This is a genomic window from Candidatus Paceibacterota bacterium, from assembly GCA_035583355.1.
Lineage (GTDB): Bacteria > Patescibacteriota > Minisyncoccia > Phycocordibacterales > UBA6899 > JAJZQJ01.
In genome coordinates this window covers 1-26,897 of the sequence record DATEZQ010000006.1, presented here as the reverse complement: position 1 = coordinate 26,897, position 26,897 = coordinate 1, and the positions used below count along the sequence as shown (strand labels likewise).

30 protein-coding genes are annotated in these 26,897 nt (G+C 48.8%); 14 read left to right on the top strand and 16 right to left on the bottom strand.

What is annotated here, in order from left to right:
• Nucleotides 1–226: 226 nt before the first annotated feature.
• Entirely contained in the window at nucleotides 227–1,225 is a 999-nt protein-coding gene (locus VJ579_03255) for a hypothetical protein (protein HXK38060.1), read from the top strand.
• A 49-nt stretch (nucleotides 1,226–1,274) separates the two neighbouring features.
• On the opposite strand, the gene VJ579_03250 is transcribed toward VJ579_03255, so the two are convergent.
• From VJ579_03250 to VJ579_03225, 6 genes are all read right to left on the bottom strand, one after another.
• Complete coding sequence (locus tag VJ579_03250; protein ID HXK38059.1) at nucleotides 1,275–1,688, bottom strand: hypothetical protein; 414 nt, start codon at nucleotides 1,686–1,688, stop codon at nucleotides 1,275–1,277.
• A gap of 297 nt (nucleotides 1,689–1,985) precedes the next feature.
• Nucleotides 1,986–2,288, bottom strand: coding sequence for a 30S ribosomal protein S16 (gene rpsP / locus VJ579_03245; protein ID HXK38058.1), 303 nt, complete (start codon nucleotides 2,286–2,288; stop codon nucleotides 1,986–1,988).
• Nucleotides 2,289–2,398: 110 nt separating this feature from the next.
• Complete coding sequence (locus VJ579_03240; protein HXK38057.1) at nucleotides 2,399–2,677, bottom strand: hypothetical protein; 279 nt, start codon at nucleotides 2,675–2,677, stop codon at nucleotides 2,399–2,401.
• Nucleotides 2,678–2,810: 133 nt separating this feature from the next.
• A complete protein-coding gene (locus VJ579_03235; GenBank protein HXK38056.1) occupies nucleotides 2,811–3,041 on the bottom strand; it encodes a hypothetical protein in 231 nt (76 codons plus the stop codon).
• Complete coding sequence (locus tag VJ579_03230; GenBank protein ID HXK38055.1) at nucleotides 2,989–3,930, bottom strand: hypothetical protein; 942 nt, start codon at nucleotides 3,928–3,930, stop codon at nucleotides 2,989–2,991. Before VJ579_03230 ends, VJ579_03235 begins: the two co-directional genes overlap by 53 nt.
• Nucleotides 3,931–4,010: 80 nt before the next feature.
• Entirely contained in the window at nucleotides 4,011–4,331 is a 321-nt protein-coding gene (locus tag VJ579_03225) for a hypothetical protein (protein ID HXK38054.1), read from the bottom strand.
• A gap of 175 nt (nucleotides 4,332–4,506) precedes the next feature.
• On the opposite strand from VJ579_03225, the gene VJ579_03220 reads away from it, so the two are divergent.
• Genes VJ579_03220 through rnr form a run of 3 tightly spaced genes read left to right on the top strand, consistent with a single transcriptional unit; the run spans nucleotide 4,507 to nucleotide 7,539 of the window.
• Entirely contained in the window at nucleotides 4,507–4,785 is a 279-nt protein-coding gene (locus VJ579_03220) for a hypothetical protein (protein HXK38053.1), read from the top strand.
• Nucleotides 4,786–4,820: 35 nt separating this feature from the next.
• Nucleotides 4,821–5,357: a PH domain-containing protein gene (locus tag VJ579_03215; protein HXK38052.1), complete on the top strand. Its 537-nt coding sequence runs from the start codon at nucleotides 4,821–4,823 to the stop codon at nucleotides 5,355–5,357.
• Nucleotides 5,320–7,539 (top strand): ribonuclease R, encoded by a 2,220-nt coding sequence (gene rnr / locus VJ579_03210; protein ID HXK38051.1) that lies wholly within the window; start codon nucleotides 5,320–5,322, stop codon nucleotides 7,537–7,539. The genes VJ579_03215 and rnr overlap by 38 nt, the downstream gene beginning before the upstream one ends.
• 11 nt (nucleotides 7,540–7,550) lie before the next feature.
• Here rnr and VJ579_03205 read toward each other — a convergent pair whose 3' ends face one another.
• Nucleotides 7,551–7,931 (bottom strand): DUF378 domain-containing protein, encoded by a 381-nt coding sequence (locus VJ579_03205; GenBank protein HXK38050.1) that lies wholly within the window; start codon nucleotides 7,929–7,931, stop codon nucleotides 7,551–7,553.
• A 132-nt stretch (nucleotides 7,932–8,063) separates the two neighbouring features.
• On the opposite strand from VJ579_03205, the gene VJ579_03200 reads away from it, so the two are divergent.
• Together VJ579_03200 and VJ579_03195 are read left to right on the top strand one after the other, a co-directional pair.
• Nucleotides 8,064–8,339, top strand: coding sequence for a DUF134 domain-containing protein (locus VJ579_03200; GenBank protein HXK38049.1), 276 nt, complete (start codon nucleotides 8,064–8,066; stop codon nucleotides 8,337–8,339).
• Between the two features lie 2 nt (nucleotides 8,340–8,341).
• A complete protein-coding gene (locus VJ579_03195) occupies nucleotides 8,342–8,962 on the top strand; it encodes an NAD(P)H-dependent oxidoreductase (protein ID HXK38048.1) in 621 nt (206 codons plus the stop codon).
• Nucleotides 8,963–8,981: 19 nt separating this feature from the next.
• Here the strand turns inward: VJ579_03195 and VJ579_03190 are convergent, their stop codons facing one another.
• The 4 genes from VJ579_03190 to VJ579_03175 all read right to left on the bottom strand — a co-directional run bounded on the left by VJ579_03190 (nucleotide 8,982) and on the right by VJ579_03175 (nucleotide 13,630).
• The gene (locus tag VJ579_03190) at nucleotides 8,982–9,545 is read right to left on the bottom strand and encodes a SprT family zinc-dependent metalloprotease (GenBank protein HXK38047.1); all 564 of its coding nucleotides are present in this window, start codon (nucleotides 9,543–9,545) and stop codon (nucleotides 8,982–8,984) included.
• A 43-nt stretch (nucleotides 9,546–9,588) separates the two neighbouring features.
• Nucleotides 9,589–10,092 (bottom strand): hypothetical protein, encoded by a 504-nt coding sequence (locus tag VJ579_03185; GenBank protein HXK38046.1) that lies wholly within the window; start codon nucleotides 10,090–10,092, stop codon nucleotides 9,589–9,591.
• Between the two features lie 111 nt (nucleotides 10,093–10,203).
• The gene (locus VJ579_03180) at nucleotides 10,204–11,226 is read right to left on the bottom strand and encodes a hypothetical protein (GenBank protein HXK38045.1); all 1,023 of its coding nucleotides are present in this window, start codon (nucleotides 11,224–11,226) and stop codon (nucleotides 10,204–10,206) included.
• Nucleotides 11,227–11,359: 133 nt separating this feature from the next.
• Nucleotides 11,360–13,630, bottom strand: a complete 2,271-nt coding sequence (locus tag VJ579_03175; protein HXK38044.1) for an AAA family ATPase — start codon at nucleotides 13,628–13,630, stop codon at nucleotides 11,360–11,362.
• 129 nt (nucleotides 13,631–13,759) lie between these two features.
• Between VJ579_03175 and rnc the strand changes: the two genes are divergently transcribed.
• Nucleotides 13,760–14,458 (top strand): ribonuclease III, encoded by a 699-nt coding sequence (gene rnc, locus VJ579_03170; protein HXK38043.1) that lies wholly within the window; start codon nucleotides 13,760–13,762, stop codon nucleotides 14,456–14,458.
• Between the two features lie 64 nt (nucleotides 14,459–14,522).
• On the top strand, nucleotides 14,523–15,122 hold the full coding sequence (locus tag VJ579_03165; GenBank protein HXK38042.1) for a DoxX family protein: 600 nt from the start codon (nucleotides 14,523–14,525) through the stop codon (nucleotides 15,120–15,122).
• 53 nt (nucleotides 15,123–15,175) lie between these two features.
• Here the strand turns inward: VJ579_03165 and nusB are convergent, their stop codons facing one another.
• Nucleotides 15,176–16,084, bottom strand: a complete 909-nt coding sequence (gene nusB / locus VJ579_03160; GenBank protein ID HXK38041.1) for a transcription antitermination factor NusB — start codon at nucleotides 16,082–16,084, stop codon at nucleotides 15,176–15,178.
• A gap of 370 nt (nucleotides 16,085–16,454) precedes the next feature.
• Between nusB and rpmF the strand changes: the two genes are divergently transcribed.
• Nucleotides 16,455–16,619 (top strand): 50S ribosomal protein L32, encoded by a 165-nt coding sequence (rpmF, locus tag VJ579_03155; protein ID HXK38040.1) that lies wholly within the window; start codon nucleotides 16,455–16,457, stop codon nucleotides 16,617–16,619.
• 82 nt (nucleotides 16,620–16,701) lie between these two features.
• On the opposite strand, the gene VJ579_03150 is transcribed toward rpmF, so the two are convergent.
• Nucleotides 16,702–17,217 (bottom strand): hypothetical protein, encoded by a 516-nt coding sequence (locus VJ579_03150; GenBank protein ID HXK38039.1) that lies wholly within the window; start codon nucleotides 17,215–17,217, stop codon nucleotides 16,702–16,704.
• Between the two features lie 131 nt (nucleotides 17,218–17,348).
• Between VJ579_03150 and dnaE the strand changes: the two genes are divergently transcribed.
• A complete protein-coding gene (dnaE, locus tag VJ579_03145; GenBank protein HXK38038.1) occupies nucleotides 17,349–20,615 on the top strand; it encodes a DNA polymerase III subunit alpha in 3,267 nt (1,088 codons plus the stop codon).
• A gap of 230 nt (nucleotides 20,616–20,845) precedes the next feature.
• Here dnaE and VJ579_03140 read toward each other — a convergent pair whose 3' ends face one another.
• Nucleotides 20,846–21,166, bottom strand: coding sequence for a hypothetical protein (locus tag VJ579_03140; protein HXK38037.1), 321 nt, complete (start codon nucleotides 21,164–21,166; stop codon nucleotides 20,846–20,848).
• 117 nt (nucleotides 21,167–21,283) lie between these two features.
• Between VJ579_03140 and VJ579_03135 the strand changes: the two genes are divergently transcribed.
• Nucleotides 21,284–21,640, top strand: a complete 357-nt coding sequence (locus VJ579_03135; GenBank protein ID HXK38036.1) for a hypothetical protein — start codon at nucleotides 21,284–21,286, stop codon at nucleotides 21,638–21,640.
• Between the two features lie 177 nt (nucleotides 21,641–21,817).
• Nucleotides 21,818–22,297 (top strand): hypothetical protein, encoded by a 480-nt coding sequence (locus VJ579_03130; GenBank protein HXK38035.1) that lies wholly within the window; start codon nucleotides 21,818–21,820, stop codon nucleotides 22,295–22,297.
• A 47-nt stretch (nucleotides 22,298–22,344) separates the two neighbouring features.
• Here VJ579_03130 and VJ579_03125 read toward each other — a convergent pair whose 3' ends face one another.
• The gene (locus tag VJ579_03125) at nucleotides 22,345–23,343 is read right to left on the bottom strand and encodes a gluconeogenesis factor YvcK family protein (protein HXK38034.1); all 999 of its coding nucleotides are present in this window, start codon (nucleotides 23,341–23,343) and stop codon (nucleotides 22,345–22,347) included.
• Nucleotides 23,344–23,454: 111 nt separating this feature from the next.
• On the opposite strand from VJ579_03125, the gene VJ579_03120 reads away from it, so the two are divergent.
• The gene (locus VJ579_03120; GenBank protein ID HXK38033.1) at nucleotides 23,455–25,398 is read left to right on the top strand and encodes a type II secretion system protein; all 1,944 of its coding nucleotides are present in this window, start codon (nucleotides 23,455–23,457) and stop codon (nucleotides 25,396–25,398) included.
• Between the two features lie 34 nt (nucleotides 25,399–25,432).
• Here VJ579_03120 and VJ579_03115 read toward each other — a convergent pair whose 3' ends face one another.
• Nucleotides 25,433–26,035, bottom strand: a complete 603-nt coding sequence (locus tag VJ579_03115) for a hypothetical protein (GenBank protein ID HXK38032.1) — start codon at nucleotides 26,033–26,035, stop codon at nucleotides 25,433–25,435.
• A gap of 89 nt (nucleotides 26,036–26,124) precedes the next feature.
• Here VJ579_03115 and VJ579_03110 point away from each other — a divergent pair.
• Nucleotides 26,125–26,897: threonine--tRNA ligase (locus tag VJ579_03110; protein HXK38031.1), on the top strand; the 773-nt coding region annotated here is incomplete at its 3' end.

Sequence of the window (26,897 nt, the reverse complement as noted above, 5' to 3'; positions counted from 1 at the left end):
TATGGCGAACTTTGCTTTGCTTCGACATGTGACTCGTTCACCGTATCACACATACGGCTCACTAGAGTTCACATGCCTCCAGCAAAACAAATTTCATCCAAATTCTTCAGCCTTAAAATGCAGAAGATTCTAAACATACAATCAAAAAACACCCGATGGGTGTTTTTTGATGTAAGTTTCTAAATGCAAATTACCAACATTTGCATTTTGATATATAATGCAATGTATGAGTCGAGAAATCTTCCAACCTGAAGAAAATCCACAGCATGAACTGCATGAGCATCAGGTACTTCCACAAATAGGGAATCCGAGTGAGGAAGATGCATACGTATGCGAGGAAAAGGAAGTCGTTAGACTTCCTTCATATGAGGACATTCGTAGCAAAAACAACACCGAACTCGATGACTACATTGATTGCTTCCGAATCGAAGAGATCACGAGAGACAAAACAGAAGCGGAACGCGCAAAAGTGAATATACTACGCAAAGAAGCACAGCTCTCCCCCGAAGAACTTGCGAGCAGTAAAGAGCGCAAGAAGATCGCAACAATGCTTGAGGATATTACCGTTACGCTCGGGAATAACCCTGCTTGGATTCCGAATGCACGATTCATACGAGCGTCGGAATATGATGATCTCTGTAAAGGCACTGACCTCATCATCGATATCAAGCAACCAAAAACCGGTCGTCCGATTATCATTGCAGTCGATGTAACAACTGGTCGCAATGAGGTCTCGAAGAAATTGCATACAATCGTGAGCCCTGGAGACATGATCTTCAATCAGCCCTCACTCAAATATCATCCTGGGCTGAAATATATGCAGGAGCAGCGTGAAAAAGGAGAGGAGGTGAAACCCGTTGCGATTGCAAAACTTGTGCTCGGAGCTTCTGCAGATGTAGTAAAGGAGACACATATGGCAATGCGCAGTGCTGCGAACGCGAATGAACGCATGAGTGCAAGAAACGTCAATCGCTTGAAGTTTGTAATTCTTGAGGGTGGACTTGCTCAAGCGCGAGGACTCCAACAACATGCACTTGCGATTAACCAAGTCCAGACCGCAAAGATCTATGGACACATTGCAGACGTTTTCCAGAAAGCACTCGAGGTGCATGACCATATCTTTGGCGCATTTCCCGAAGAATTCAGAGAGCGCAGCGATCCTGTGCTTGATGAAATCAAGACCATTGAGTCGAGCAGATACGTTCCAATGAAAATTGCGAAATAAAAAAGAGAGGCCTTGGCCTCTCTTTTGATTGGGCGCAACGCGCCAAGAACTATGCAAGGAACTCTTTGAGTCCAGTGAACATCGCCTGAGCGGCAAACATCGCATCTTCGCCCATAAGCGGAAGGATGTAATCCTTTTTGCTCACTGCAGCGAACTGAGCCGCGAGGTCATTACCACGAACGGCGATTCCTCCGATCACAGGACCATGGAAACCAGGGGGAACGCCCTTAGGGAAACAGGCAAGCAGGAACCTCTTGCCGACGAAGTTCTCCGTCGTACCAAGGAACTCGATTTCCTCACTCTGCCCGAAATGCAGGTAGAGCCTTTCGACCTCACCTCGCTGGAGCGCAAGAGCGCTCAGCATGATGATCCCCTTCTCCTTGTACCGCAACTTCCCTCTACTGAAATCCTGAACGTTCGACGTGGGAGACAACTCTCCGCTGTTGGGATTATTCCCGCTCATCGCTTCATCCTTTGATGAATAGGTTTCGGTTGGAATTGCTCAAAACTGACCTTATGGAATATACCATATTATCCTAAAAAGTCAAGTCATGAGACTAATTCGAAGCCACTCACCCAAGATATATGAAACCGCTTGGATTTTTGCTCGCAACAGCCTCGCTGGAGCTCGAAGCGGTACAGTGGTACCGCAAGAGCGAAGCGTGAGGCTGGTCCGAGCAAAAACACAGCGGCCATACTTGAGGGCACAGGGCCCTCAAAACAAAGAGGAGGTAAGAAAAAATCGAAGCAGAGCTTCGATTTATTTCTTTGCCTCCTCTTTCTTTTGAGGGGTCTTCTTGTTGAGTGCATTAACCTTCTTCCCCTCTACGATCTTAAGATCTGCGAAGATATTGAATACGGTCTCAGATGGCTGTGCACCCTGGCTCATCCAGTACTTTGCACGCTCTGCGTTTACCTGCGGCTGGCCCTTGCGAGCGTCGTAGGAACCGAGGTACTCAACGATACCCTGCGTCTTCTTAGGCGAGCGGCGGCTTTCCTGCACGATGATGCGGAAAGATGGGTCATTCTTGCGACCAACACGCTTTAAACGGATTGCTAACATGGGACTTATCTTAACAGAAAACACAAAAACGTCAAGCAAAACAGGGCCCGCTTACCAATTCAACAGCGAAAAAGAAAACCGCGCCACAGATTGGGGCGCGGAATTTACATCTAAGACTTACAGGTGCAGGTCTCGGGGAGGCCGTTGAGATGGGACCAGGGGTCACCCTTGGTATCAACCGAGGCGACTTCGTCGGGAGTCTCCACTTCTTCGGGGTTCACAGAACGATCCACGAGGTCCGCAGGTACTACCGTCGGACCCTTGGCGAGGCCACAACCTTCGCACTCATCGACGAGATCCGCCCTGTCGATACCATCCCAGGCTTCGGGATTTGCGGGAAGTTGCAGCGGGCGCCGCACCGAACCAAGCGTGTCACTATTGCAGCACATGATTCCTCCATAAGAGAGTTATAGAACAGAGAACGAGCTTGATTTATCATATGCCTCTGCACAAACCTGTCAACAGCACACGAAATATAAAAACCGCGCCCGTGGGGCGCGGTGGTATAACGAACTACTACCTCTACTGGCCGAAGAGGTCATTGATGAGCTCACAGGCGGTTTCCCCGGAGAGCATCGACTTGACGGGCTTCATGGCGTCGCAGGGCTTCAGCAACCCATGACGCACTTCCTGCAGAACGAGCTTCCTGCTTCCCTTACTTTCAGACTTCATGTCCATTGGACACCTCTTGATTGTTGCGCTAGCCGTGAAAGGCCAAGAGCGCAACGCGGTTGAAAGAATCGAGAAGGGCATGAGCGTTGCTCAGGCTGTCTTCATCGGGTAAATAGCAATCGAGCTCAAGGAAGTACTCTTCATTGCGCTTCGCGACATGCGCTTCAAGCGTCTGCAGCCCCCCGAGCCCCTTGAAGGAGCTCGAATTCTGAATGTGGAGAGATGAGGCGATGCAACGCACGGAAGACGCACTCAGGGCTGGAAAGTTCCTCTGGAGGAGTTCCATACGCTCACGAGCGGTGATGCGCGTAGCGTCTTCAGGGTACAGGGCTTCGAGGCTGCGTAACTCATCCTGAAGGGTATACGTGCACGCAGCAGCTTCTTCACGTGCAAGAATCTGCGCAAGACGTTCGCGATTGCGACGCGGAATCATGAAGCGCAGCTTTCGCTCCTCATGCTTCCTGCTCCGTTCCTCTCGGTCGAGCCGGCCGAGACCCACCACGATGAGCCCATGATGCTCGAGCTCCGCAATGCGGTTGACGCGGTGAAACTTACTCACGCGCACCGGTGGCACAGGGAGATCATCAAAAGCAACAGCACCATCGGGGACAAAGTCGCCGACCAGGTCGAACATCCGGTAGTCGTCGCCATCCTCGACACAGAGCTCAGACTGCCCCGTCCTGCAGTAATAGCACAAGCAGGGATAATTACCTTCGTCATCGAGCGGATCGAAGTCGGGATAATCATCAGGGAAATCACCCAGCAGAGACAGATCTTCGAAAGTGACCTGCCGTGCCGAGAGGCACATATCAGGTTCGCCAATGGTGTGCCAATAGCAGTTGCACTTCTGCTTCACGATCTTTTCAATCGCGATCTGACGCAGAGCGAAAGCGGTAACAGCCTTAGGAAAACGGACCATGTTATCTTCTCCATGAGAGAATTGTTGAGTGGAATTGCAAAGAGCGAACATAATTATTATACCACACAAAATACTTATGTCAACGAAAGAGCCGCACCACCCTGAGGGTGATGCGGCATGTTGAGTGCTACCTACGACGCCATCTGGGCGAGGAGGAGGGCCTGCTTGGGGGCCCTGCGCTCGTCGCGGCGGCTGTGCTGGCGATGATTCCCCTCACGGATGTCGTCATTGGAGCGATACTTTTCGTACCCCTCTCGGATGAGCAGCGTGCCATCGGGGAGCTGACGCTCACAGCGACGCTGGCGAGCCTTGGGCTCCATGGACTCGATGTGGTGAACCGGGTGATCGAACTCCTCCAGGCACTGGCAGGTCTGCATGCCATCGCTGTTGATCATCAGGGTGCGACCCAGGACGTCGGGATGGGTGTCGCAGTGAGCGGAAACGAGGAACATGTGAATCTCCAAAGAGGAGGGTTGTGGGTGAACAAGCAATGTGCTTGACTTGAATATTATAGCATATAATACATATTTGTCAATATCTTTGGTAATAGTAATTATGTGGCTATTTTCCTTGATTTTCCTCCTCGTTTCCCTGTCCACCCATGCCAATTCCTGTTATACTAAACGCATGCAAGACTATGCACCCGTAGGACTTCCAACTCTCGAAGTCCCTGACCTCGGACTCCCAAACTTTGGTCTCGGTATCTCTGGTAGTTTTCTCTCTATTCTCTTTGGTAGCACCGTATTTTTCACGGCAATTTTTACCATCATGCTTTTCAACCACTGGAGAAAGCACGCGCCAAGTCCACTACGTGCATTTAAATATGCAGTCATCTATATGATTGGAACTGGTGCCATTCTTGTTTCGCTCATGATGCTTCTTCCCCTCTACTCCGGAAATGCATAATAGTAAACATTTCTAACTATCTAACCTATTTCATTATGGCTATCGTTGAACTCACCCCAGACGAAACAATTATTCGCGTCATCCATCGTCACTTCTTTTCCTTTGTTGATGATGCAGTGTCAATCATCCTCTTTTTTGCACTCCCCTTCGTATTCGCTATCGGCATGATGTATTTCGTGCCAGATGAGACGGTCAGTGCGATTTTCCCTGAGAATCCAAACGTGGGGATTATCTATATTTCGCTCACAGGAATCCTCTTCGCCTGGATGTATGCATGGTGGCGCTGGACCGAACATTTCCTCAATGTCATCGTCATCAGTAATGAACGTATCTATGAGATTAAGCAGCGAGGCTTCTTCAGGCGTGAAGTTGGATCTTTTGGGCTCGATCGCATACAAAACATTACGACCACACAGAAAGGTATTCTTGCAACTGCATTTAATTTCGGCGATCTCTATATAGAAACTGCTGGAGAAAACGAAAACCTTAACATGCTCACCGTACCAAATCCAAGTGAGCTTAAACAATTCATCAATGAACTCCAAGACCACTTCAAAACAACACAACGATAAGAGACAAGATGCTCGCAAGGGCCAGCAACCTGAGAGAGGATTTGGTGGACATAGGCAAAAAAACAGACCGTCACAAGATCGTCGCGAAGCAGAGCGAAAGAGCCCAAGCAAAAAATACCCACCCAACCATCGCGTTGAAGGAAATTTGCGCATCACTGGTCGCGGACTAGGGCTTGTTGCAGTCGATGGCATGGAAGACATGATCGAAATCGATACTGCAAATCTTCATACTGCTCTTGATGGGGATCGCGTTGAAGTACTCCTTTATGGCAAAGAAGCAGGAAGGCGTCCGACAGGAACAGTAACAGCGGTTCTTTTGCGCTTCAAAATGAGCTTCGCTGGCATTATTGATGTTATTGCAAATACTTCTTTCCTTATTCCCGACGACACTCGCATGTATAAACCCATTCTGATTCCTTCTGAATTTTTAATGGGTGCAAAGAAGGGCGATAAGGTATTTGGGCAGATCACTGAGTGGACAGACGGAATGAAAGATCCTCTTGGAAAGGTCCTTCGTATACTCGGAAAGCCGGGAGATAATGATGCGGAGATGTTTGCGATTGTCCTCGAAAAGGGATTCATGCCGAATCATGCACCCGAAGTCGAAGCTGCAGCACTCTCTATTGATGGCACAATATCCGATGCGGAAATAAAAAAGCGTAGGGATTTTCGTAGTGTCCTCACGATGACCATCGATCCATGGGATGCAAAAGACTTTGACGACGCCCTCTCGATCAAAATGCTTCAGAACGGAAACGTTGAGGTCGGTATTCATATTGCTGATGTATCGCATTATGTAACCCCAGGAAGCGTCATCGACAAAGAAGCAGTAGGGCGCGCAACGAGCGTCTATCTTGTCGATCGTACTATCCCCATGCTTCCCGAGCGTCTCTCTAATGACCTTTGCTCTCTCGTCCCGAATAAAGACAGGCTCACCATGAGCGCAGTATTTGAGCTCAACAAGAAAGCGGAAATAGTCAGTGAATGGTTCGGGAAAACAATCATCCATAGTGCTCGTCGTTTTACCTATGAAGAAGCACAAGCGGTCATAGAGACAGGTACTGGCGATCATGCTGCAGAAATCACCGTACTTAATGAGCTTGCGAAAACCCTCCGCGATGAACGCACCAAACACGGCGCTATCGCATTTGAGGCAGAAGAAGTGAAATTCAAGCTTGACGAAGAAGGGCGTCCCCTCTCGGTCTACATCAAAGAGATGAAGGACTCGAACAAGCTCATCGAAGAATTCATGCTGCTTGCGAACAAACGGGTAGCAACATTTTTGAGCAAGCAAGACCCTCGCACTGAAAAGGCATTCCTCTATCGTGTACATGATGTACCGAAGGAAGAACGCATGCAGGATCTCTCAGAATTTCTTAGTTCGCTTGGTATACCCTTCGAACGCTCTAAGGCAACGGGCGAATGGGATTCTCGCGACATCAACAAGATGCTCACCGCCGTACAAGGAAGAGCAGAAGCTGCCATGATTCAGATTGCGACTGTACGCTCGATGGCAAAAGCGGTATATACAACAAAGAATATTGGCCACTATGGTCTTGCATTTGAGTACTACACGCACTTCACCTCACCCATCAGGCGCTATCCTGATCTTATGGTACATCGCCTCCTTCAAGCCGAAATCACGGGCCAAAAGATTCCCGATGAGATGCTCAAGAGACACGAGGAGCTTGCGCGCTGGTGTTCACAAATGGAAAAAGATGCGACAGAAGCAGAACGTGCATCAATCAGGCTAAAGCAGTGCGAATATTTCGCAGTGCGCATCGGCACCGCAATTGAGGGAACAATCAGTGGTGTCACCGAGTGGGGTATTTATATCGAAGACAATGTTACAAAGGCTGAGGGAATGATTCATATCAAAGAACTCCCAAATGATTTCTTCTTCTTTGAAGAAAAGAAGTATCGCCTTGTCGGGAAGAATACTGGCGTAGTTTTTCGTCTTGGCGACCGCGTGCGTGCGGAAGTCACTGCAGTCGACATGAAGAAAAAACAACTCACGATGAAATTGCTCGGGCACGATACCGCGACTATTTCAACCGAAGCGGGAACGGAACGCAACCGAGGCAACGAGCGTGCGGGTGATCGCAAACCAACAATGCGCCACCCTCACCCGAAACGCACACGTGCCACCCATAACGACACTAACAATAAAAAGAGGCGCTAGGCCTCTTTTTATTATTTCATTTCATGCATTGTGCAGTTTGGAGTACATGCCATGCAGTGATCGCACTTCATCGCACCACCATCTTTCCCCTCATGCCCTGAACAACCATCAGTAGTACACTTAGCGCAGTGATCACACTGACTGTCGCCGCGACCAAACATGCACTTACCACATGGACAACCCACGAGCTTGTAGACCGTAGCGATTCCAACAACAACATAGATGACCGCAGGAAGCATTGGCCAGCTACCCAAAAGAAGCATGACGGGATCGAGTTCGATATTGAAGAAAATACCAAGACCACGCAGCCCATGCACTAGGCCACCAATAATAATCAGCCACCATGCAACCCGACCTGCAGTGCAACCTCCGCCCATATTCTTGTCCTCCATAATATATTATGTAGTTACTATTATATATGTAGTATAGCACGTACAATGCAAAAATGTGAGCTTGTTATGCACACATCATGTTATCCACAACCAGGACTTTACATTTTTCCATTATGGGTATATATTCATAATATGGTAAGACCAAAATGCGACAAGATAGTGAAATTCAAGGGCTGTATTAGTGCCCTTATTCCCTCTTGCCCAGAAAAAAGCAAAGAACAGTTTCTCGAACTACTTCCAGAAGAACTTGAGGCATTGCGCCTTGCGGACGTCAATGATCTTAGCCAAACCATTGCGGCAGAAAAAATGGGAGTCTCACAGAGTACCTTCCAGAGACTACTTGCTGCTGCACGGAAAAAAGCAGCCACTGCCCTCGTTGAGGGTCGCGGTATTAATCTAATGAAATAACTATGTCATTCCTTACACAATTAGAATCACGTTACGCAACAAAAAAATTTGACCCTGCTCATCCTATCACCGATGAACAGTTCCGTTCGGTACTCAATGCAATTCGTATGGCACCGAGCTCACTTGGTCTTCAACCATTCCATGTTACTGTAGTTAAGAGTGCAGCAATAAAGGAACAACTTGCGGCAAATGGCTGGAATCAGCCTCAGTTCACTACGGCTGACTACATCCTTGTGTTCTCTGGGCGTGATGACGTACTCGAGCGCAGCAATATGTTCACAAGTGATATGCTCAAGAAAGGTGCTCCACAAGAAAAAATGGATGCATTTCATGGCATGGTAGTCGGGCTTGATAGTGGCTTTGCAACAAACGATGCGCGCATCGCATGGGCAAAGCATCAAGCATACATTGCACTTGGTTTCGGGCTAGCAGCAGCAACAGAACTCGGCATTGACTCATGTCCGATGGAAGGATTTGATCGTGATGCTTTCAAGAAGGTATTGGGACTTCCAGAGAACTTCTACCCTGCAGCAGTACTCGCGCTCGGGAATCGTGCAAAGGATGATGTTTCCTATCCAAAGTATCGCTTCGCCGAAGAAGATCTCTTTGATACAAAACTCTAAAAAACGCCTTCGGGCGTTTTTAATTGTGCTTATGGTGATGGAGCTGCGCGCGCAGTACTTCATAATTAGGAATACATTCGGCAACAAGCAACCAAAAACGTTCGCTATGATTGAATTCCTTGAGATGGCAAAGCTCGTGCACGATCACATAATCCGATAGCTCGGGAGGAATAAGTGCGAGACGATAGTTGAAGTTCAGACTCCCCCTACGCGAACATGAACCCCAACGAGAGTGCTGATCTCGAATTGCCACGCGCTCGAAGTGGAGGCCATAATGTTTGTTAAAATGCGCAAGGCGTGCAAGCACAAGCGCACGTGCTACCTCTTTATGCTCGAGGTATGCTGCTCTTGCTTCTTTCTTCGTCTTCTTCTTCGGGACGTGCTCCATGCGGAGCACTTGCCCGACTATCCATTCACGCTTCTCTTCCAGAAACCTTTCAATCAATGACTTGGGCAATAAGAGGGGCGCAACCACACGCACCTCACCACCAGGAAAGACTGAGACACGCACTGCACGCGTATTTACCCTCCGAGAAAGCTTATAGGGAATTTTTTGAAGACGATCTTGTACTCGCGCTGACATGTAGCAATCATAGCACAAGCAAAAACTCGCCGAGGCGAGTTTTTCATTGTGGAACTGCTTGCGTATCTGGAACCGTAGCATCCTGCTGTACCCTTCCGCCTTCAGAATTAGGAGGTAGTGGTGCTTCTCCATCGAGAGGAAGAGGAACTATATTTTGAACAGGAACACTCTTGGTTGTTGTCGCTTTCTGTGGAGTATCCAGCGAATGCACCTGTTGCGGACGCAAGAACTGTACATAAATAAATATTGCAGCGGCAGCAACGACAAGAATACTGATGATAAGCAGTGCAATAGCAAGAAGCGGCGGCTTCTTGGCAGGAGGACTTGTGTGAGTAGCCTCGACAACTGCACCACTCGACTGATCGGGCTTGATTACTACCTCCGGTGGTCTCGGTGGTGCATCAAGTGGAATTGCGGTCGCCTTTAATCCTTTTTCGATATCCCCCTCCTCCCATCCTGCATGGAGCAATGCATTCTTTATATTTGCAGGACTTGCGCCATGCACACGCTGATGCATGATGTAGTCAATAAGTGCTTGATTTGCCATAGTGATATATTCTGCCAATACAATGTTGGCAATATTATGCTTCTAGTATAACAGTTTCAATAGGAACAGGAAATAATATAAAACTGGCAAATGCCAGTCTTATCATGCAAATTAGATTGCACCAGGAGGGAGTACCGAAGTACTCGTCGCAGACTTCTTGGGACTCGGAACGCTCGACGTTGAGGTTGTCGTGGTCTTTGTCGAAGTTGAAGCTTGTGTCGTTGTTGTCGCCTCAGTCGTCGTCGCAACAGGAATTGAAGATGGAAAGGCAACGATGCCACCTTCAGGAACCGCACCCTCCTCAGCTTGTGGAATATTTTCCGGAGGAAGCACCTCTGGCGTCACGAGAACATCCTGTACTGCGGGCTGATCAGCAGGAATAACTGGGGCAGGAACCTGCAGTACATACTTCCAATACGCAAATCCTCCGCCAAGAATAAGGACGAGTAAGGTAATGATAATACCAATAATGAGGCCGAGATGTGATTTGTGTTCTACCGGCGCTGCTGCCTGCATACTCGGCATCACTGTAGTAACCGTCGGAGTAATCGGCGCAACATGCGGTGCTTCCACCTTTGGCATGAAATTAGCAGATGGAATCTGTACTCCAGAGGCAATAAGATGCACAGGAGCTGCCGCACTCATCGTAGGCATAGCTGCAACTGGCGCAGCAACCGCACTCATTGCGGGAGCCGGCGTAACGGCAGTAGGAAGCACCGATGCACCAGGCGTCATAACAGGAACACCAGCCGCTGGCGTAGGACTCATAGTGACTGCACTCATTGCACCATTGCTCATAGCTTGTACAGGAGCACTCACTGGTGCCTGTACGGGCACACTCTGCACGGGCGTTGTTGCAGGGTTCACCGTCGCAGCTACTGGCGTAGCAGCAGGACTTGCCATTGCGGGAACGAATGGCTGAGCGGCAGAAAGAGGACTAGTGGTCTGTGCAAGCACAGAAGGTGCCGCAGGTGAGACCGGCGAAGACACTGTCTTTGGTTCAGTCGCAGCTATTCCCTCCTCTACATCTTTAGCATCCCATCCCGCTTTCAGTAATGCTTCTCTTATATTGCCTGAGTTCGCACCATGACTTCGCTGGCGCATAATGTAATCGAGGAGTTCTTGATTTGCCATAAAATTAGAATAAAGAATTAATTGAGCATGAAGTTTTACACTTCAACCCACAAAATCTCAATATACTAAGTATAGCAGAGAAATACACAAGTCAAAGCGAGTTATAAACAAAAACTGGCATAAGCCAGTTTTGTTATTTCGCAGTAAGTGCTGCTTCATCAAATGAGATCGAGAGCGTTTTCGATACAGCATCGGAACCCATCGTGACACCATAGAGTGTCGTCGCACGAGACATCGTCTCGCGGTTATGAGTGATGACCATAAGCTGTGAATGGCGAGCGAGTTGCTCAATCATATCACCGTACTTACGACTATTTGCTTCATCGAGCGCTGCATCGGTTTCATCCAGCACCATGAATGGTGGAGGATTAACTTGTGAGATTGCAAAGAGAAGTGCAATCGAAGTAAGCGCGCGCTCTCCACCGGAAAGCATTTGCAATCCTTTGATCTTCTTGTGTGGCAAAGAAACAGAAACATCCACACCCTCCTCATCTTCCCCTTCTTCTTCGTCTGGTACCGCCCCGCCGGGGATATCAGAGAGATCGATATCCGTATCCCTACGTTTACGCTTTTCAATCTTTACCACCATGAGCTCAGCGACACCACCACCGAACATAAGGCGGAAGAATTCACTGAATTGCTTATTGATGCGTCCGACACCGTCACGAAACTCAGTATTGAGTTTTACGTTAAGCTCTTCAATGAGGGCGCGTAATGATTCTTGCGTACGAATAAGATCTTCGGTCTCTCGAGCAAGGAATGCATCGCGCTCAACCGTTTCGGCAAACTCTTTCTCAACATCGTCACCACCTGCGCCCCCAAGATCTTCAAGGCGCAACTTTCCACGTTCAATCTCTCGACGCCTCGTCTCCTGTCGCAAGCGATCCTCACCCATTACTTCGGCAATATCTACGACAACCGATGAATGATCGAGTACTGCACGACCAAGCAATATTCCAGCTTCACTCAACTCTTCATTGAGGCGCTGAGTATCACGAACAATGCGCTCCTCTTCGCTATGGATACGCTCCACCGCGTGCTGCAACTCACCGCGCTCTTGCATCATTGTAAAGAGTGCGCGCTCCGTGTCGCGAGAACGCTCCTTCTCGGTATCGATTGCATTCTTTACACGAGCGTAGTTTTCTTCAAATATCGCGTATTCCGCATCAATCTTTCGTAGTTCCTCTTCGTGAATGACGCGCTCTGCACGCAAGCCTTCGAGCTCTCTACGATCTTCGTCTGTAATTGCCTGCTGACCCGCGGACTGCTTCTTCATACCAATGAACTCACGGACCATATCGCGAGCGCGATATGCGATCCAGCGCCACTTATCAAGCTCATTGTTCCCTTCCATACCCTCAAAGAGTGCTTCGAGCTCACGAGATACGTGCTCAACTTCACCAAGATGCATAGCGATATCTTCCTGTCGCGCAAGCTGCTCCTCGCGCTTCTTGAGACGGCGTTCTTCGAACTCGATCATTCCGTCCACTTTACCAAGTGAACGCGCTGCGCCATCACGTCGGTTACGTGCATCACGAAGCTTTGCCTCGACAGCGAGGAGTTCATGGCTCATTGAATCACCAGCACTTTCAGCAGCAAGCTGCTCACGAGCACGCTCGATCTTGATATTGAGGTCAGCAAGCTTAGCAGCAGGCTCACTGAGCTTGCCAGCAAGCAAGGCGCGACTTTCGGTCAGATAGATCTCCTCACGCTTCAAGTATTCTCGATAGAGTCCAACAAGTTTATCACGCAGGGTCTTTGCTTCCTCCATCTTTTCCATCTGCTTCTTGAGGAAACGGAGATGGGGAGCAATCTCGCGACGAAGACTTTCGACTTCGCGCATATTCTCCTCGGTCTTTGTAAGGCGTCGCTCACTCTCCTCACGCTTGTACTGATAAGCCTTGAGGCCAAGTGCATCTTCGAGCATCGAACGACGCTCCTTCGGATTTGCAGAGAGAATACGATCCGCCTCACCCTGAGAAATCATGTGATGACCTGATGCTCCAATATGCACCGCGGCAAGCAATTCGAAAATATCACGCAAGCGTGCAACAGAACCATTGATGAAATACTGATTGCTTCCATCACGAAAGACCTCACGAGTTACTGATACTTCGTCAAAATCGAGCGGGAATTCGCGCTGCGTATTATCGAATACGATGGTGACGCTCGCGCGATTTGCACGAGAAGCAGACTGTGAGCCATTGAAAATCATGTCCTCCCCGCGCTTTCCACGCATCGACTTCATTGATTGTTCACCGAGCACAAAGCGGATCGCCTCAGCGACATTTGATTTTCCTGAGCCATTTGGACCGACAACAGCGGTTATCTGCGAGATAAAATCAAGGGTTACCTTTCGTCCGAATGACTTAAAGCCAAAAATTTCCAGTCTCTTGAGGCGCATATGAGCTAGTATAACATAGAAATATCTAGCCTTATGGCCGTAATACACAGTTTGCGTAATCACCTAATCGTTAGCTCCAACACACATCATCATATTTACAGTATTAATAAAATATAGTATAGTGCGCAAATGGCAGCACTCCCTGATTTCCAGGCTTTTGCGACAAGCATCGGCTACCCATTCAAAAATATCGACTTTCTTCGCGAGGCATTCACGCATCGCTCTTATCTCAATGAGCACCGCGGTGTGCAGTGGAGTCACAATGAGCGCATAGAATTCCTTGGCGATGCAGTCCTTGAACTCGTAATCACCGAGTATCTCTACAAGAAGTTCCCGAGGGAGAACGAAGGTCGCATGACGGCATACCGTTCTGCACTAGTAAATACAAACTCAATTGCTGAGGTGGCGGCGGAGCTCAATATGGGCGACTACCTCCTCCTGAGTAAGGGAGAGGCAAAGGATGTCGGACGTGCGCGTCTTGCTATTCTCGCAAACACATTCGAGTCTGTTGTGGGAGCAATATTCCTCGATCAGGGCCATGATGCAGCAAAGAGTTTCATCATGAAATTCCTTGCACCAAAGATCGACACAATCATAGAGGCAAAGACATGGCAGGACGCAAAGAGTAACTTCCAAGAACTTGCCCAAGAACATGTTGCAATCACCCCATCGTACAAGACCATTCGCGAGATTGGCCCGGACCACGAAAAGATCTTTGAGATCGGCCTCTACCTCGGCGATGAGCTTGTTGCAACGGGACAAGGAAAGTCAAAACAGGATGCGGAGCAAGAGGCCGCAAGAGCTGCCATCCAAAGAAAGGGTTGGTAGAATAAAATGCACACTTCTTAGTGTGTATTTTATTCTATAGTTTTGGACATGATACAATATAGCTATGGAACAAACAGCAAATACAATTCCCACCGCACCGTGGCTTGAGAAGCTATTCACGAATAAATGTCTTTCGTGGATCTGGCTCATCATACGAGTCTATGTTGGTTACGAGTGGATTATCGCAGGTTGGGGGAAAATAATGAATGAGGCATGGGTCGGCGCAAATGCGGGAGGTGCTCTCCAAGGCTTTCTCACCGGAACACTTGCGAAAACAACAGGGGCACATCCTGACGTCGCAGGCTGGTATGCATATTTCGTATCACACGTCGTCATGCCAAACACATTCTTTTTCTCGCATGTAGTTGCTTTTGGCGAAGTACTGGTTGGTGCGGCACTCATACTTGGCCTCTTCACCGGCATTGCCGCGTTCTTCGGTGGATTCATGAGTTTCAATTTCATGCTTGCAGGTACAGTAAGTATCAATCCTGTACTCTTTCTTCTCCAGGTGTTCCTTATGCTCGCTTGGCGTACTGCGGGATACCTTGGTCTTGATAAGTGGGCACTCCCCTTCTTTGGTACTCCATGGCAGCATGGGACGTGGCACATTGGTGCTCCTTGTGAACAAAAGTGCGAAGATGGCACATGCTGCACAAACAAATAACACCCTGCACCCATCAAACAAAAAAACGACTCCAGAGACTGGGGTCGTTTTTATTATGCCTGCTCAGTAAGCAATATGGTCACCGCCTTCGTGATGAGTGGCAAAATATCATCATAGAGATTTAGGCTTGTGATTTCTGACGCCTTAAACCAGCGGGCGTCATCAAGTCCACCCTTCCCTTCTTCGAGCTGTAATGCCTCGAATGGTGATTCCGCAAGGAAGTAAACAACATGCTTGCGCACCTTCCCCTTCTCGGGATGTGAGGCAATATACTCATTCTCACCAAGTTTCTCCTTGATGACGATGTTCGCATTCATCTCCTCCTTTATCTCACGAATAGTACCCTCCTCGACTGACTCTCCTGGTTCTACGCGACCCTTTGAGAGCGTCCAGTGTCCAAAAATGTCATGTACAAGTGCAAGATAAATTTCTCCCTTATCACGAGCATAAACAACGGCACCACCGAGCTGCTCTAGCGGGAATGTCGATGGATCTTGTGACTGGTTGCGCTTTGGACGAGAAGCTTGTTCATCTTTTCCAGGCTCACCAATCTCCTTATAGACTGCCCCGAGCACACCGTTCACGAACTTGCCGCTATTGTCACCACCAAATGCCTTGGCAAGCTCAATAGCCTCATTGATCGCGACCTTCGGAGGAACCTGCGCACGGTCACCAAAAAGAAGCTCGGAAAGTCCGATACGCAATACGTTTCTATCAACAACAGAGATCTTATCGATAGGCCAAGCAGGTGCTGCCTTTTCGATGATGAGGTCGAGGTCACGCTGCTTTGCAAGCACCGTATTCAAAAGCTCGACGGTAAAGAGGTCCTCCTCTAATCCTGGTCCAAACTCAGCGACATCACGATTGAGTATTTCTTCTACAACTGGGGTTGTACGTCCATTAAAGTCCCACTCATAGAGTGCTTGAAGAACGATGCTTCGTGCGAGGTGCCTGTTTGCCATAAATTAGAGATGTACGAGAGTAATCAAAGTAATTGTAAAGCATTTGCGAGAACAGTCAAGGTAACAAAAACCTCGCGTGTGACGCGAGGTACGATAGATATAAGAATTAAATCACTCTTCCGACGAATTACCGTCGGGCTGAGGCACGGAACCTTGCTGGCCCGCGATCGACGGATCCTCTTGCCCCACACCCTCCCTGAATTGGGCCTGTACAGACTTCAGGTAAATACCCAGTGCACACATAGGTGCCTCCATAAAGAGTAGAAGCAGGCTACCACGCAAAGAGACCTGAGGCAAGGACAGTACTAGTCATATTCCTCCCCAGAAATGACTTGCCAAAATATAGGTTTTCTGATATATTATCCCCACTATGGTAACCCACATGCGACATACGCGCGGTCACACGAACAATCGTCGTTCACACCACGCGCTCAAGGAGGCACGTTTTGTGACGTGTGAGTGTGGTGCGCAGCAACTCATGCACCGTGCGTGCGGAAAGTGTGGCACCTACCGCGGCAAGAAGGTCACGGCCTAAAGCCCCTTAAAAAGAAACACCCCTAACGGGTGTTTCTTTTTTGCAGAAAAAGCGCCGGGAGATCGGCGCTTTAGGAAAGGAACTACGGTTTATACTTCTCGATGATGGCGCGTAGCCCTTCAGGAGAGAGGCCAAGCATGAGCGCGCGTGCAGAGAACGTATTGTTTTTTGCAGGGACGAGCATCTCTGCTTCGAGCTGCTCGATCCAAAACATGAGCATGGGTCCACCATCATTGACGATGACCGCACCACCACGTTCCTCTTTCACGTAGATGAGATACACATCCCAATTGCGGAGCGGACATATACCGGTGATGTTCACCACACGCTCCGTGGACAACTTCTGCCCGGGAGTGCCACTCGTAAATGGGATGTAGATGGCATCAGTCTCGACGAACTTTACGGGCTGATTTGTCCCGAGAGCTCCCGCGATGTACGCCTGGAGCTGCTGTAACTGCGAGAGCATGCACCTGCTCCATGAGAAGAGGCCAGGTTGTGGGTCGTCGAGGAGCGCCACCATGCGGCGCGCTTCTTCGCAGATGGCCGGAAGTAGTCCTTCGTTATTGTGGGATCCGAGGTCGACACCAAGCATTTTCATGACTGTTCCTTTTATGTTTCTTTCCAATTTCTACAATATAATATTTATTTCGTCAAACATTCGCTCAGGACCACGTTTCCACATGACCTCACAATAGCAGATATTCCCTTTTCACTGTTATAATAGGCCCCATGGAAGGCAACTCACGCGCACCTTTTGTGCATCTACACACACATACGCACTACTCCCTACTCGATGGATTAAGTAAGCCCGCACAGATTGCAAAAATTGCGAAGGAAGATGGACAACCTGCTATTGCGATCACCGACCACGGCGCAATGTACGGAGCGATCGACTTCTACATGGAATGCCAGAAGCAAGGAGTGAAACCGATCATCGGAGTTGAGGCATACATCGCAAATCGCACACGCTTTGATAAAGAACCTGGAGTAGACAACAAGCGCTATCACTGTACTTTGCTCGCAAAAAATGATGCGGGCTACCGCAACCTGCTCAAGCTCACGAGTCTTGCATATACCGAAGGCTACTACTACAAGCCACGCATGGATAAGGATCTTTTGCGTGCACACTCCGATGGCATCATCGCATTGTCGGGCTGCCCCGCAGGAGAACTCGGCCGCTGTATTTTGAATACCGGAGATAAGGAGCGCTGCAAAGAGATTATCAAAGAGTATCAGGACATCTTCGGAAAAGAGAATTATTACATCGAGGTGATGCATCACCCTGATGTGGAAGACTTTGAGCGCTGGCGCAGTACACTCATCGAACTCGCGCGCGAGCTCGATGTGCCACTCGTTGCAACACAGGACTCCCACTATCCACACTCCGACGACGCACGTGCGCACAAGACACTCATCGCAATCTCAACCGCATCGGACATTACCGATACGGGTATCTTTGGTGGCGAAGGACACTATCACTTCATCACTACCGATGAAGCGTACAAGCTCTTCCATGATATTCCGGATGCCGTAGAGAATACGAGCAAGATTGCAGAGCGTTGTAATCTCGAGATCACTCTTGGTAAATTCATTTTTCCAAAGTTTCCCCTCCCCGAAGGCAAGACCGACGACGAAGTGCTTGAGGAACTCTGTTATGCAGGACTCACACGACGCGGACTTGATGGTGATGTGAAAGCAAAGGAGCGCCTCGACTACGAACTCGGCATCATCAAATTCAAAGGTTATGCCTCGTACTTCCTTGTCGTGGAAGACCTCATTCGTTTCGCATATGAGAACGACATCTATACGAACATTCGAGGTTCGGTCGCTGGATCGATGACGACATACACACTCGGCATCACCAAGGTGAATCCGCTTGAGTACCACATTCCATTCGAACGCTTCCTTAATCCAGAACGTCCTTCTGCTCCCGATATTGATATGGACTTCGCCGATACTCGTCGCGAAGAAGTGCTTGAGTATGCAAAACGTAAATATGGAGCGGATAAAGTGGCGCAGATCGGTACGTTCGGTACGATGCTCGCAAAGGGTGCGGTCCGCGATGTTTCGCGCGCACTCGGAAAGAGTTACGACTTCGGGGATAAACTTTGTAAGATTATTCCTGAAGGTGCACAAGGTAAGCCGATGACACTCGATCACGCGATGGAGCTTGAACCTGAACTCAAACGCCTCTTTGACACCGATGCAGAAGTGAAGGAAGTCATTAACATCGCGAAGAAACTTGAGGGTACAGTGCGTCACGTCTCGGTCCATGCTGCAGGTGTTGTCATTTCACCGATGCCGATGATGGATATGACACCCGTACAGTTCGACCCTAAGGGTGGTAAACTCATCACCCAGTACGATATGTATACGGTCGGAGAAGATGGTGTCGGACTCACCAAGTTCGACTTCCTCGGTATTCGCAACCTCACCATCTTGGGAGATGCAGTGAAGCTCATCAAGCGCCATCGCAATATCGATCTCGATATTGAAAAGATCCCACTTGATGATAAGAAAACTTTTGCCATGCTCTCGCGTGGTGAGACCGTCGGTCTCTTCCAACTCAACGGTGCCGGTATGACCAAGTGGCTCATGGAGCTTCATCCAACAAGCATCCACGATATCAACGCTATGGTGGCGCTCTATCGTCCAGGACCACTCCAATTCATCCCCGATTACATTGCGCGAAAGAAGAATCCTTCCCTCATCAAGTATCCCCACCCTGCGGTAAAACCACTCCTTGAGCGTACGTATGGAGTGCTTGTCTATCAAGACGACCTTCTCTTTATGGCGCACGACCTCGCCGGATTCTCCTGGGGAGAAGTCGACAAATTCCGTAAAGCGGTTGGAAAGAAGGTTGCCTCACTCATGGCAGAACAAAAGGAGAAGTTCATTAAGGGTCTCATCAAACATTCGAACTTCCCACAAAAAGACGCAGATGAAATCTGGGCTTGGATTGAACCTTTTGCAGCATACGGTTTCAATAAAGCACACTCCGTTTCTTATGGTTACGTCGCCTACCAAACCGCATACCTCAAGGCGAACTATCCCGCAGAGTATATGACTGCCGTGCTCACAAACGAAGCTGGTGATACCGATATGATTGCCGAAATCATGCATGAATGTAAGCGCATGAAGATCCCCGTCTTGCAGCCTGATATTAATCTTTCCTATTCTCCATTTACGACAATCAAGGGCAATAACGATGCGGAGGACCAGATTCGATTCGGACTCTTCACTATCAAGGGACTCGGTGGCGCAATCGCGCAAGCAATCATCGATGAACGTGAGAAGAATGGCCCGTACAAAAGCTTTATCGATGTCCTTGAGCGCGTTCAACACAAGGATCTCAACAAGAAATCACTTGAGGCACTCATCCGTACTGGAGCATTCGACTCGCTCGGAGACGAACGCGGAGTACTGCTCCATAACATGGACGATGCACTCGAGTATCATAAACTCCACAGGCAAGAGCAGGAGAGCAATCAGGTTTCCCTCTTCTCACTCATGAGTGACAAGAAAGATCTGCCGAAGCTCCGCATTAGGCCAGCGAAGCACTCAACTGCGGATGAACGCCTCAGATGGGAGCGCGAACTGCTTGGTCTCTATGTCACTGGACACCCATTGGAGAAGTATCGTGTGAAGCTCGAGAAGGCAATGCCGATTAAGCATCTCATCGAGAACGGCCGAGAGAATTCGATGGTCATGGTAGCAGGAATGATTGAAGAGTTCAAAGACATTCTCACAAAGAAGAATGAGCATATGGCCTTCATCAAAATCGCGGACTTTACTGGCACGATTGAAGCAGTCGTATTTCCACGTACACTCGCCGAGTTTAAGGAAGAACTTGCGGTAGACAAATGTGTGGTTGTCCGTGCGAAATTCAATAGACGTAACGATCAGCCAAGCATTCTTATCGAGAAAGCAAAACTACTCGACGACAAGCCAGATCAGACCGTGAGCGAAAGTGTACGCAACGGCGCGGCTTACTAGATACTACAAAAACACAGCTATAAGCTGTGTTTTTGTAGTAGGTGAATTCAACTTGCTAACCGAACACAAGTACTTTAGTGTTCGGTTAGTAATTTGAACTCACTCCTCCAAAAAGAAAGAAAACCTCGTCTGCAACCACTGCTTATCACAAGCAAATACACACAAAGAAGTACACTACAAGCGAGTCTAACGCCGCAAGGAGATATTGCAAGAAAGTAAGCTCGGGGCGTCTAGCTCAAATGAATGACAACGATAAGTATTTCCAGCAATATAAGCAGAGTAAAAATCTCTTTGTTGTAGCGCGCGAGCCAAACAGGGAGATAGATGTCAAAATTCGGATGCCTATCTGGTGTATATTTCTCTGCAATATTCGTAATGGGGCATTTCCAGCGATTCGCAAATACTACGATTGATTCACCAATAAGGAGGAGCGCTGGAGCCCGAAAACGTACATCAAAAATATTGTTATATGCGAAGTGAAATGCAGCAAAATTGGCAACAGTCATCGCAAGCCAGATGAGTGTGTGGATTGTTTTTAGAAAACGCAGCATATTCCAAACATAACAGTGGGCACAAAAAAGAAAAGCATCGTTGAGGGAAGCAAGAGAATTGCTTGACAACGGACAAGGGCGTGGCAGTATCATCATGGACAACCAAAAGGAGGCACCATGTCAAACCAGAAAGAAAAAGTCTGCAGGGCCTGCAACCATAAGTTCATCCCGTCTTTTTCGTTCGACTTCTATCAGACGGGCAGTGACCCTGAGGTTGGGGTTTGCGAGCGCTGCATGCTTCGCGGCATCACCGTCAGCGAAAACCCCGTCGCAGTCCCGTATGGCCACGCAGAGTCCGTCTGCAAGGTCGGCAAGGAGGTCGAAACCTGCTCCTTCCTCTGCCTCGGCGCTGGCGGGCACAAGTGCGCCAAGGGCACCCCCCTCGAACCAGAAATCCGCAGGAAGCTCGAAAGAGGTGAAATGCGTTCCAAGGGAGACAACTGCTCGGGAGCTCCCGACTTCAAGGTCGCCTAAACCATCGCAATATAAAAGAGGCCACGTGCCTCTTTTTTGTATGGTGAATTCAACTTGCTAACCGAACACTAGTACTTTAGTGTTCGGTTAGCAAGTTGAACTCACCATACTCGACACCAATAATTTTTGTGGTAGAAATAACAATAGACCGTTCACCTACAACGCCAAGGAGGCGACATGAAACTCCATAACCGTCCGACTGCGGACCTCGTCCATCAAGCCATACACGCCATGACCGAGGAGCTCGCGCTCTTTTCGATCAAAGAATTCCTCATCAGGCCCGATGGGTCCATCAAGATGTACTACCAAGTCATCGAAGGGACGCGCTACCTGAAGGTGAAGGAGCTCGCTGAGCTCGGTCTCATGAACAACAAGTTCGCCGTCGCCGGTGATCTGTCCTGGCTGGCGACCCACACGACCTCTGATGAAGTGGCGCTCAAGGCCCTCTGGGCCATGGTGCACCACGCTGATGTCTCAGCACATCAGTGGGAGAAGGTCGCAAAGAACGGCCACTCCGATGTCGTTCGCCTTCGCGCCCAGGAACAGCTCGTCCAGCACAAGGAAGCGACGCGTTACGACCTGGAGTGGCTCGAAGAGCAAGGCATGACCGAAGACATAAAGTCCAACGCGCGACTCAAGATGCACATCCTCATTTAGTACACAAAAACTCGCCTCGGCGAGTTTTTCTTTATATGCAACGTGCATTAGGTACGAATTGCAGACATAATCGCTGCCGCAACCTTCTGAGGATCATGACGGAGAAGACTACGACGAAGTGCATCTCCTTTTAATACATGGGTGCGCTCGCGTAACAGTAAATCGGAACGCTTGATATGCTTCGCACGAGGAAGATCATCATGGAATGGATGCTCGTTCTCTTTTGCGTATATTTCAAGTATCTCCTCGGGGAATACCGCGGTGTTGAGGATAATAATATCCGCAGGTCGCCCAACATAGCGCTCAAGCTCGGCCAATTGTGTACTCATGGTCATATGACCAGTCTGCCCTGCTTTACGCATCATACTGCCGATAACAATAATCTTACCATCAGCATTCTGTATTCCCTCTTTAATCCCTGGGACGACAAGATTTGCGATTGTACTTGTATAGAGATCACCCGGACCAAGGATGATGTGGGTGGCTTCATGAATTGCCTCGCGCGCAAAACGACTCGCAGGAACTGCGGGTTCAACCCAGACTTTTTCAATACGTGCTTTTGGCGCAAGCCTCAGTCCATTTGAATCAATAAGTGATTCGCCCTTCACGATGGTGCCGTCTTCATATTCTGCGTGGAGCTGAAGTTTCTCTCCTGCAACAGGAATGACGGTACCACAAGCGTGGAGTAATTTTCCTGCTGCGGCAAGTGCCTGTTCCTCACTGCCAAGAATATCGGCAAGTGCAGTGATGAGGAGGTTTCCGAAATTATGCCCCTCAAGCCCTTCCCCTTTTGTAAAACGATACTGAAAAAGATCACGCAGAAGTGCCTCAGATGTGGTATCCGCAGCGAGTGCAGTAAGTGCCATACGAAAATCACCAACAGGGAGATAACCAAATGCATCGCGAAGCCTCCCTGTGCTCCCTCCATCATCAGCAACGGTAACAATTGCCGAAAGCTCCACCTCAGGCACATATGCCTTTAGGCCAGAGAGTAACATGTGTGTTCCCGTACCTCCTCCAATTGTCACAATACGAATGGGCTTCATGGAATGTATAACAATGATAATCGCTTCATGGTCACACGACAAGACTTCACGAGACAAATATATGTGCCACGCTTATTACGATTTCACAATAAATAATGCTATACTATATAAATGAAAGTATCGAAAAGTGCAGGATTTACTCTCATTGAACTCCTTGTAGTCATCTCTATCATTGCCTTGCTCTCAAGCGTCGTTATTGCAGCACTAATTAAGGCTCGCGTGCGTGCACGTGACACTGCGCGACTTGCGAATGCACACCAAATTGCCCTTGCAATGCAGTTCTACGAGAATGACAAGGGCACTTTTGCAATTAGTGGATCAGGATATCAAAACACAGGAAAGGGCTTCATGGCTAAGAGTGGCGAGACTGACTATCCTACTTCGATTCTTTCAGTACTTCGCTCAAATGGATACTATAGCGCAGATACGATAAAGGATCCCATCTATGGAACCGACAACTACTATCTTGGTGTATGCACAACAACCTTAGCTTATAATATTTATATAAAACTTGAACAAACGGAGCTACAACAACCAACAGAAACACTATCGAGCGGATGTGATAGCACAAATGCGCTCGCTCTGGGATTTAACTTCATACAAGGTAAGGGAGTCGACAACAATACTTCGGCAATAGCTGGAGGAGGAGGTGCAGGCAGTGGAACAACAACCATCGTACTAAACGCTTCAGGCTCAAGTGTTTCAGCAGGAATGGCAACTTCTACACTACAGATTGCAATGCTCACCGCAAATGTTGGGAACATCGGAAGCGGCACCTTCAGCGCACTGCCGCAGGCGCTTAATAACGTTGCAAATGCGGGAGCACACACTTTGCAGCGTCCTGATGGAAAATATCTTATCGTGAGCGGCAATGGCACGGGATCAAATATATATGACCCCGTAGCAGATACATTCACTGCGGGCCCTTCGACACTCTATGCCGTTACTCATGGTGCATTCTCTTTGCGTAGAGCAGATGGTAAATTTGCAGTATTCCCTCTTGCCACTGCAGGCACTGCAATCTATGATCCTGCAAATAATACATTTGCCGTTGGGGGCACGGGCCCTGGTGACCCAATCAGAGTTGGCGCAAGTGCAAATGCGCTTGCAAATGGAAATGCATTCATCCCTGCGGGAAACACATCATATAGTACTTACCTCTACAACCTCACTACAGGTGCAGTAACAAGTGGTCCAGGGTTAGGCGGCAATAGTATCGGCGTCGGAGGACTTGCACTCACGAGAGCTGATGGAGTGGTCGTGGTCGTCGGTGGTGGCAATGGGCAATCCTCTTACCTTTACTACCCAGGCAGCAACACCACGGGCGCAGGACCAGGCGTGGGGATAGGTGTGTCGTGGGGTGGACATGCAATGCAAAAACCAGACGGAAAATTTCTCATTGTAGGCGGTAATTCAAATAGCACGGTAATATATAATCCATCAAATAATACCTTCGCTGCAGGACCAGGACTCACGTGCTCTGCACGAGAAGGAGGACACTCGTTGCAACGCGCTGATGGCAATTACTTAATCATCTGCGGCAACAATACGGGAGCAACTGTTATCTATAACCCAACGACCGACACAATGACTGCGGGTCCGAGCCTCCCCTTTGCGGTCACTGCGGGAGGGCATGCGTTCCAGCGGCCAGACGGGAAATATGTCATTGTCGGTGGAGGAGGATTAAATAATGTGCGTGCATATGATGCGGGATACACCATGTCCGGCACATATACCACCGAAGACATCAACATGCCTGCACTCAATACAGGCTCTACGCTACAATACACTTCGGGAGGAACAGGGAGCGCAACAGTAAAAGTGAAAACTGCAGTATCACAATCAGGTCTCGATGCGGCATCATACACAACAGTTTCTCCTGGAGGAAACATCAATCCTGTTGCGGGGGCACAGTGGATTAAAATTCAAGTGACACTTAATCGCTCGATCCCAACAATGCCATACAAAACAAATGTATGGATTGGTGAAGATGGGACAACATACCTTCGCACGCTCACTACTCCGACAGTATCCAACTTAGAGGTAATCAATTAAAAAAACACCCGAACTTTTGTTCGGGTGTTTACGCTTACCCCCACCAGCTCACTTGAAGTTTCATCATGAGAAGCGGAAAAGGTTTTTTGGGCATGAGCAGCTCCTCGCTGTTGTACAACGCGATCAGCTCACGCAAGCGCGGGAAATATTCTGCCTCGAAGTCATTGATGCGCTCGGAGAGCGCCAGCTGCCCCCTGTGGTGAGCGAAGGCGGAGAGAAGCTCAACGCGACCCTCAACCTCACAAAGGAGGTTGGTGAGTAGACGATGCGGATCATGAGACACTGGAGTCCCGAGGAATCCATACACACCCGACAGAGCGAAGCGTGTACTCACCTCCACATCACCCAGCAACACGTTCGGTGCAGGCTGTCCTTCACTCTCAGCTCGCGGCGGAAGCGCAAGCAGTATCGGGTCATTGTTGTAATGCCCGAGAAAGAACGGAGAGCCCACCGTCACTTCGATTTTATTCGGTCCATAGATGAAGAAGATGTTCTCCGCGAATGGACAGCCAAGGAGATCTGCGAGCGCGAGCCAGAAAGGCTCATTGAGTAAGGAACTGAAGGCTTGGACTGCGTGTTCAAAGCGTTGCCGCTGTGGCTTCATTGCGTCCTCCTTAGTTACATCTGGGATAACCATACAATATATATTTTAAGCACGCAAGGCCAAGCTGAAGCCCCTTTGCTTCACTGTTCCCTACTCTTTCTTTGTGCTAATATGAGTAAACTATGGATAAGCTACACAATATTCGCCACACCTTAGCACACCTTCTTGCGTCTGCAGTTCAAGAATTCGATCCGGGCGTCCAATTCGGCATAGGACCAGTCACCGATGATGGTTTTTACTATGATTTCCTATTTTCACCAGGAAAGACTCCCACACCAGAAGACCTGAAGACATTACAACGTGCTATGCAAAAACTTGTGAACAAAAAATTGCCAATGGAAGGCAAGGAGCTTTCACATGCAGAGGGACTTGCATTCTTCAAAGACCAACCAATGAAGATCGAACTCATCAATGAGTTCTCTGGCGAGGGCAAAACGATGACCACCTATTCAGTGGGCAACTTCACCGATCTCTGTAAGGGTGGACACGTCGACAATACGAGTGAGATCGATGGCGAGTCATTCGTGCTCACGAAAATTGCTGGGGCATATTGGCGCGGTGACCAGAAGAACCAAATGCTTACCCGCATCTATGGAATTGCATTCGAAACGAAAGAAGAGCTCGATGCATACATCACGATGCTCGAGGAGGCAAAGAAGCGAGACCATCGCAAGCTCGGCAAAGAGCTCGGACTTTTCACCTTCTCTGAACTCGTGGGACCAGGACTGCCACTGTGGACACCAAAAGGCACCTTGCTCCGAGAAACACTCAATGATTACGTATGGGCGCTCCGTAGCGCGAAGGGCTACCAGCGTGTCGCTATTCCCCACATCACGAAATCTGACCTCTACAAGACTTCAGGCCACTGGGCAAAGTACTCCGATGATCTTTTCAA

Coding starts and splice junctions, on each gene's coding strand:
- VJ579_03255 (HXK38060.1), top strand. CDS start 227: ATGAGTCGAGAAATCTTCCAACCTGAAGAAAATCCACAGCATGAACTG.
- VJ579_03250 (HXK38059.1), bottom strand. CDS start 1,688: ATGAGCGGGAATAATCCCAACAGCGGAGAGTTGTCTCCCACGTCGAAC.
- rpsP (HXK38058.1), bottom strand. CDS start 2,288: ATGTTAGCAATCCGTTTAAAGCGTGTTGGTCGCAAGAATGACCCATCT.
- VJ579_03240 (HXK38057.1), bottom strand. CDS start 2,677: ATGTGCTGCAATAGTGACACGCTTGGTTCGGTGCGGCGCCCGCTGCAA.
- VJ579_03235 (HXK38056.1), bottom strand. CDS start 3,041: ATGCCCTTCTCGATTCTTTCAACCGCGTTGCGCTCTTGGCCTTTCACG.
- VJ579_03230 (HXK38055.1), bottom strand. CDS start 3,930: ATGTTCGCTCTTTGCAATTCCACTCAACAATTCTCTCATGGAGAAGAT.
- VJ579_03225 (HXK38054.1), bottom strand. CDS start 4,331: ATGTTCCTCGTTTCCGCTCACTGCGACACCCATCCCGACGTCCTGGGT.
- VJ579_03220 (HXK38053.1), top strand. CDS start 4,507: ATGCAAGACTATGCACCCGTAGGACTTCCAACTCTCGAAGTCCCTGAC.
- VJ579_03215 (HXK38052.1), top strand. CDS start 4,821: ATGGCTATCGTTGAACTCACCCCAGACGAAACAATTATTCGCGTCATC.
- rnr (HXK38051.1), top strand. CDS start 5,320: ATGAACTCCAAGACCACTTCAAAACAACACAACGATAAGAGACAAGAT.
- VJ579_03205 (HXK38050.1), bottom strand. CDS start 7,931: ATGGAGGACAAGAATATGGGCGGAGGTTGCACTGCAGGTCGGGTTGCA.
- VJ579_03200 (HXK38049.1), top strand. CDS start 8,064: ATGGTAAGACCAAAATGCGACAAGATAGTGAAATTCAAGGGCTGTATT.
- VJ579_03195 (HXK38048.1), top strand. CDS start 8,342: ATGTCATTCCTTACACAATTAGAATCACGTTACGCAACAAAAAAATTT.
- VJ579_03190 (HXK38047.1), bottom strand. CDS start 9,545: ATGTCAGCGCGAGTACAAGATCGTCTTCAAAAAATTCCCTATAAGCTT.
- VJ579_03185 (HXK38046.1), bottom strand. CDS start 10,092: ATGGCAAATCAAGCACTTATTGACTACATCATGCATCAGCGTGTGCAT.
- VJ579_03180 (HXK38045.1), bottom strand. CDS start 11,226: ATGGCAAATCAAGAACTCCTCGATTACATTATGCGCCAGCGAAGTCAT.
- VJ579_03175 (HXK38044.1), bottom strand. CDS start 13,630: ATGCGCCTCAAGAGACTGGAAATTTTTGGCTTTAAGTCATTCGGACGA.
- rnc (HXK38043.1), top strand. CDS start 13,760: ATGGCAGCACTCCCTGATTTCCAGGCTTTTGCGACAAGCATCGGCTAC.
- VJ579_03165 (HXK38042.1), top strand. CDS start 14,523: ATGGAACAAACAGCAAATACAATTCCCACCGCACCGTGGCTTGAGAAG.
- nusB (HXK38041.1), bottom strand. CDS start 16,084: ATGGCAAACAGGCACCTCGCACGAAGCATCGTTCTTCAAGCACTCTAT.
- rpmF (HXK38040.1), top strand. CDS start 16,455: ATGGTAACCCACATGCGACATACGCGCGGTCACACGAACAATCGTCGT.
- VJ579_03150 (HXK38039.1), bottom strand. CDS start 17,217: ATGAAAATGCTTGGTGTCGACCTCGGATCCCACAATAACGAAGGACTA.
- dnaE (HXK38038.1), top strand. CDS start 17,349: ATGGAAGGCAACTCACGCGCACCTTTTGTGCATCTACACACACATACG.
- VJ579_03140 (HXK38037.1), bottom strand. CDS start 21,166: ATGCTGCGTTTTCTAAAAACAATCCACACACTCATCTGGCTTGCGATG.
- VJ579_03135 (HXK38036.1), top strand. CDS start 21,284: ATGTCAAACCAGAAAGAAAAAGTCTGCAGGGCCTGCAACCATAAGTTC.
- VJ579_03130 (HXK38035.1), top strand. CDS start 21,818: ATGAAACTCCATAACCGTCCGACTGCGGACCTCGTCCATCAAGCCATA.
- VJ579_03125 (HXK38034.1), bottom strand. CDS start 23,343: ATGAAGCCCATTCGTATTGTGACAATTGGAGGAGGTACGGGAACACAC.
- VJ579_03120 (HXK38033.1), top strand. CDS start 23,455: ATGAAAGTATCGAAAAGTGCAGGATTTACTCTCATTGAACTCCTTGTA.
- VJ579_03115 (HXK38032.1), bottom strand. CDS start 26,035: ATGGTTATCCCAGATGTAACTAAGGAGGACGCAATGAAGCCACAGCGG.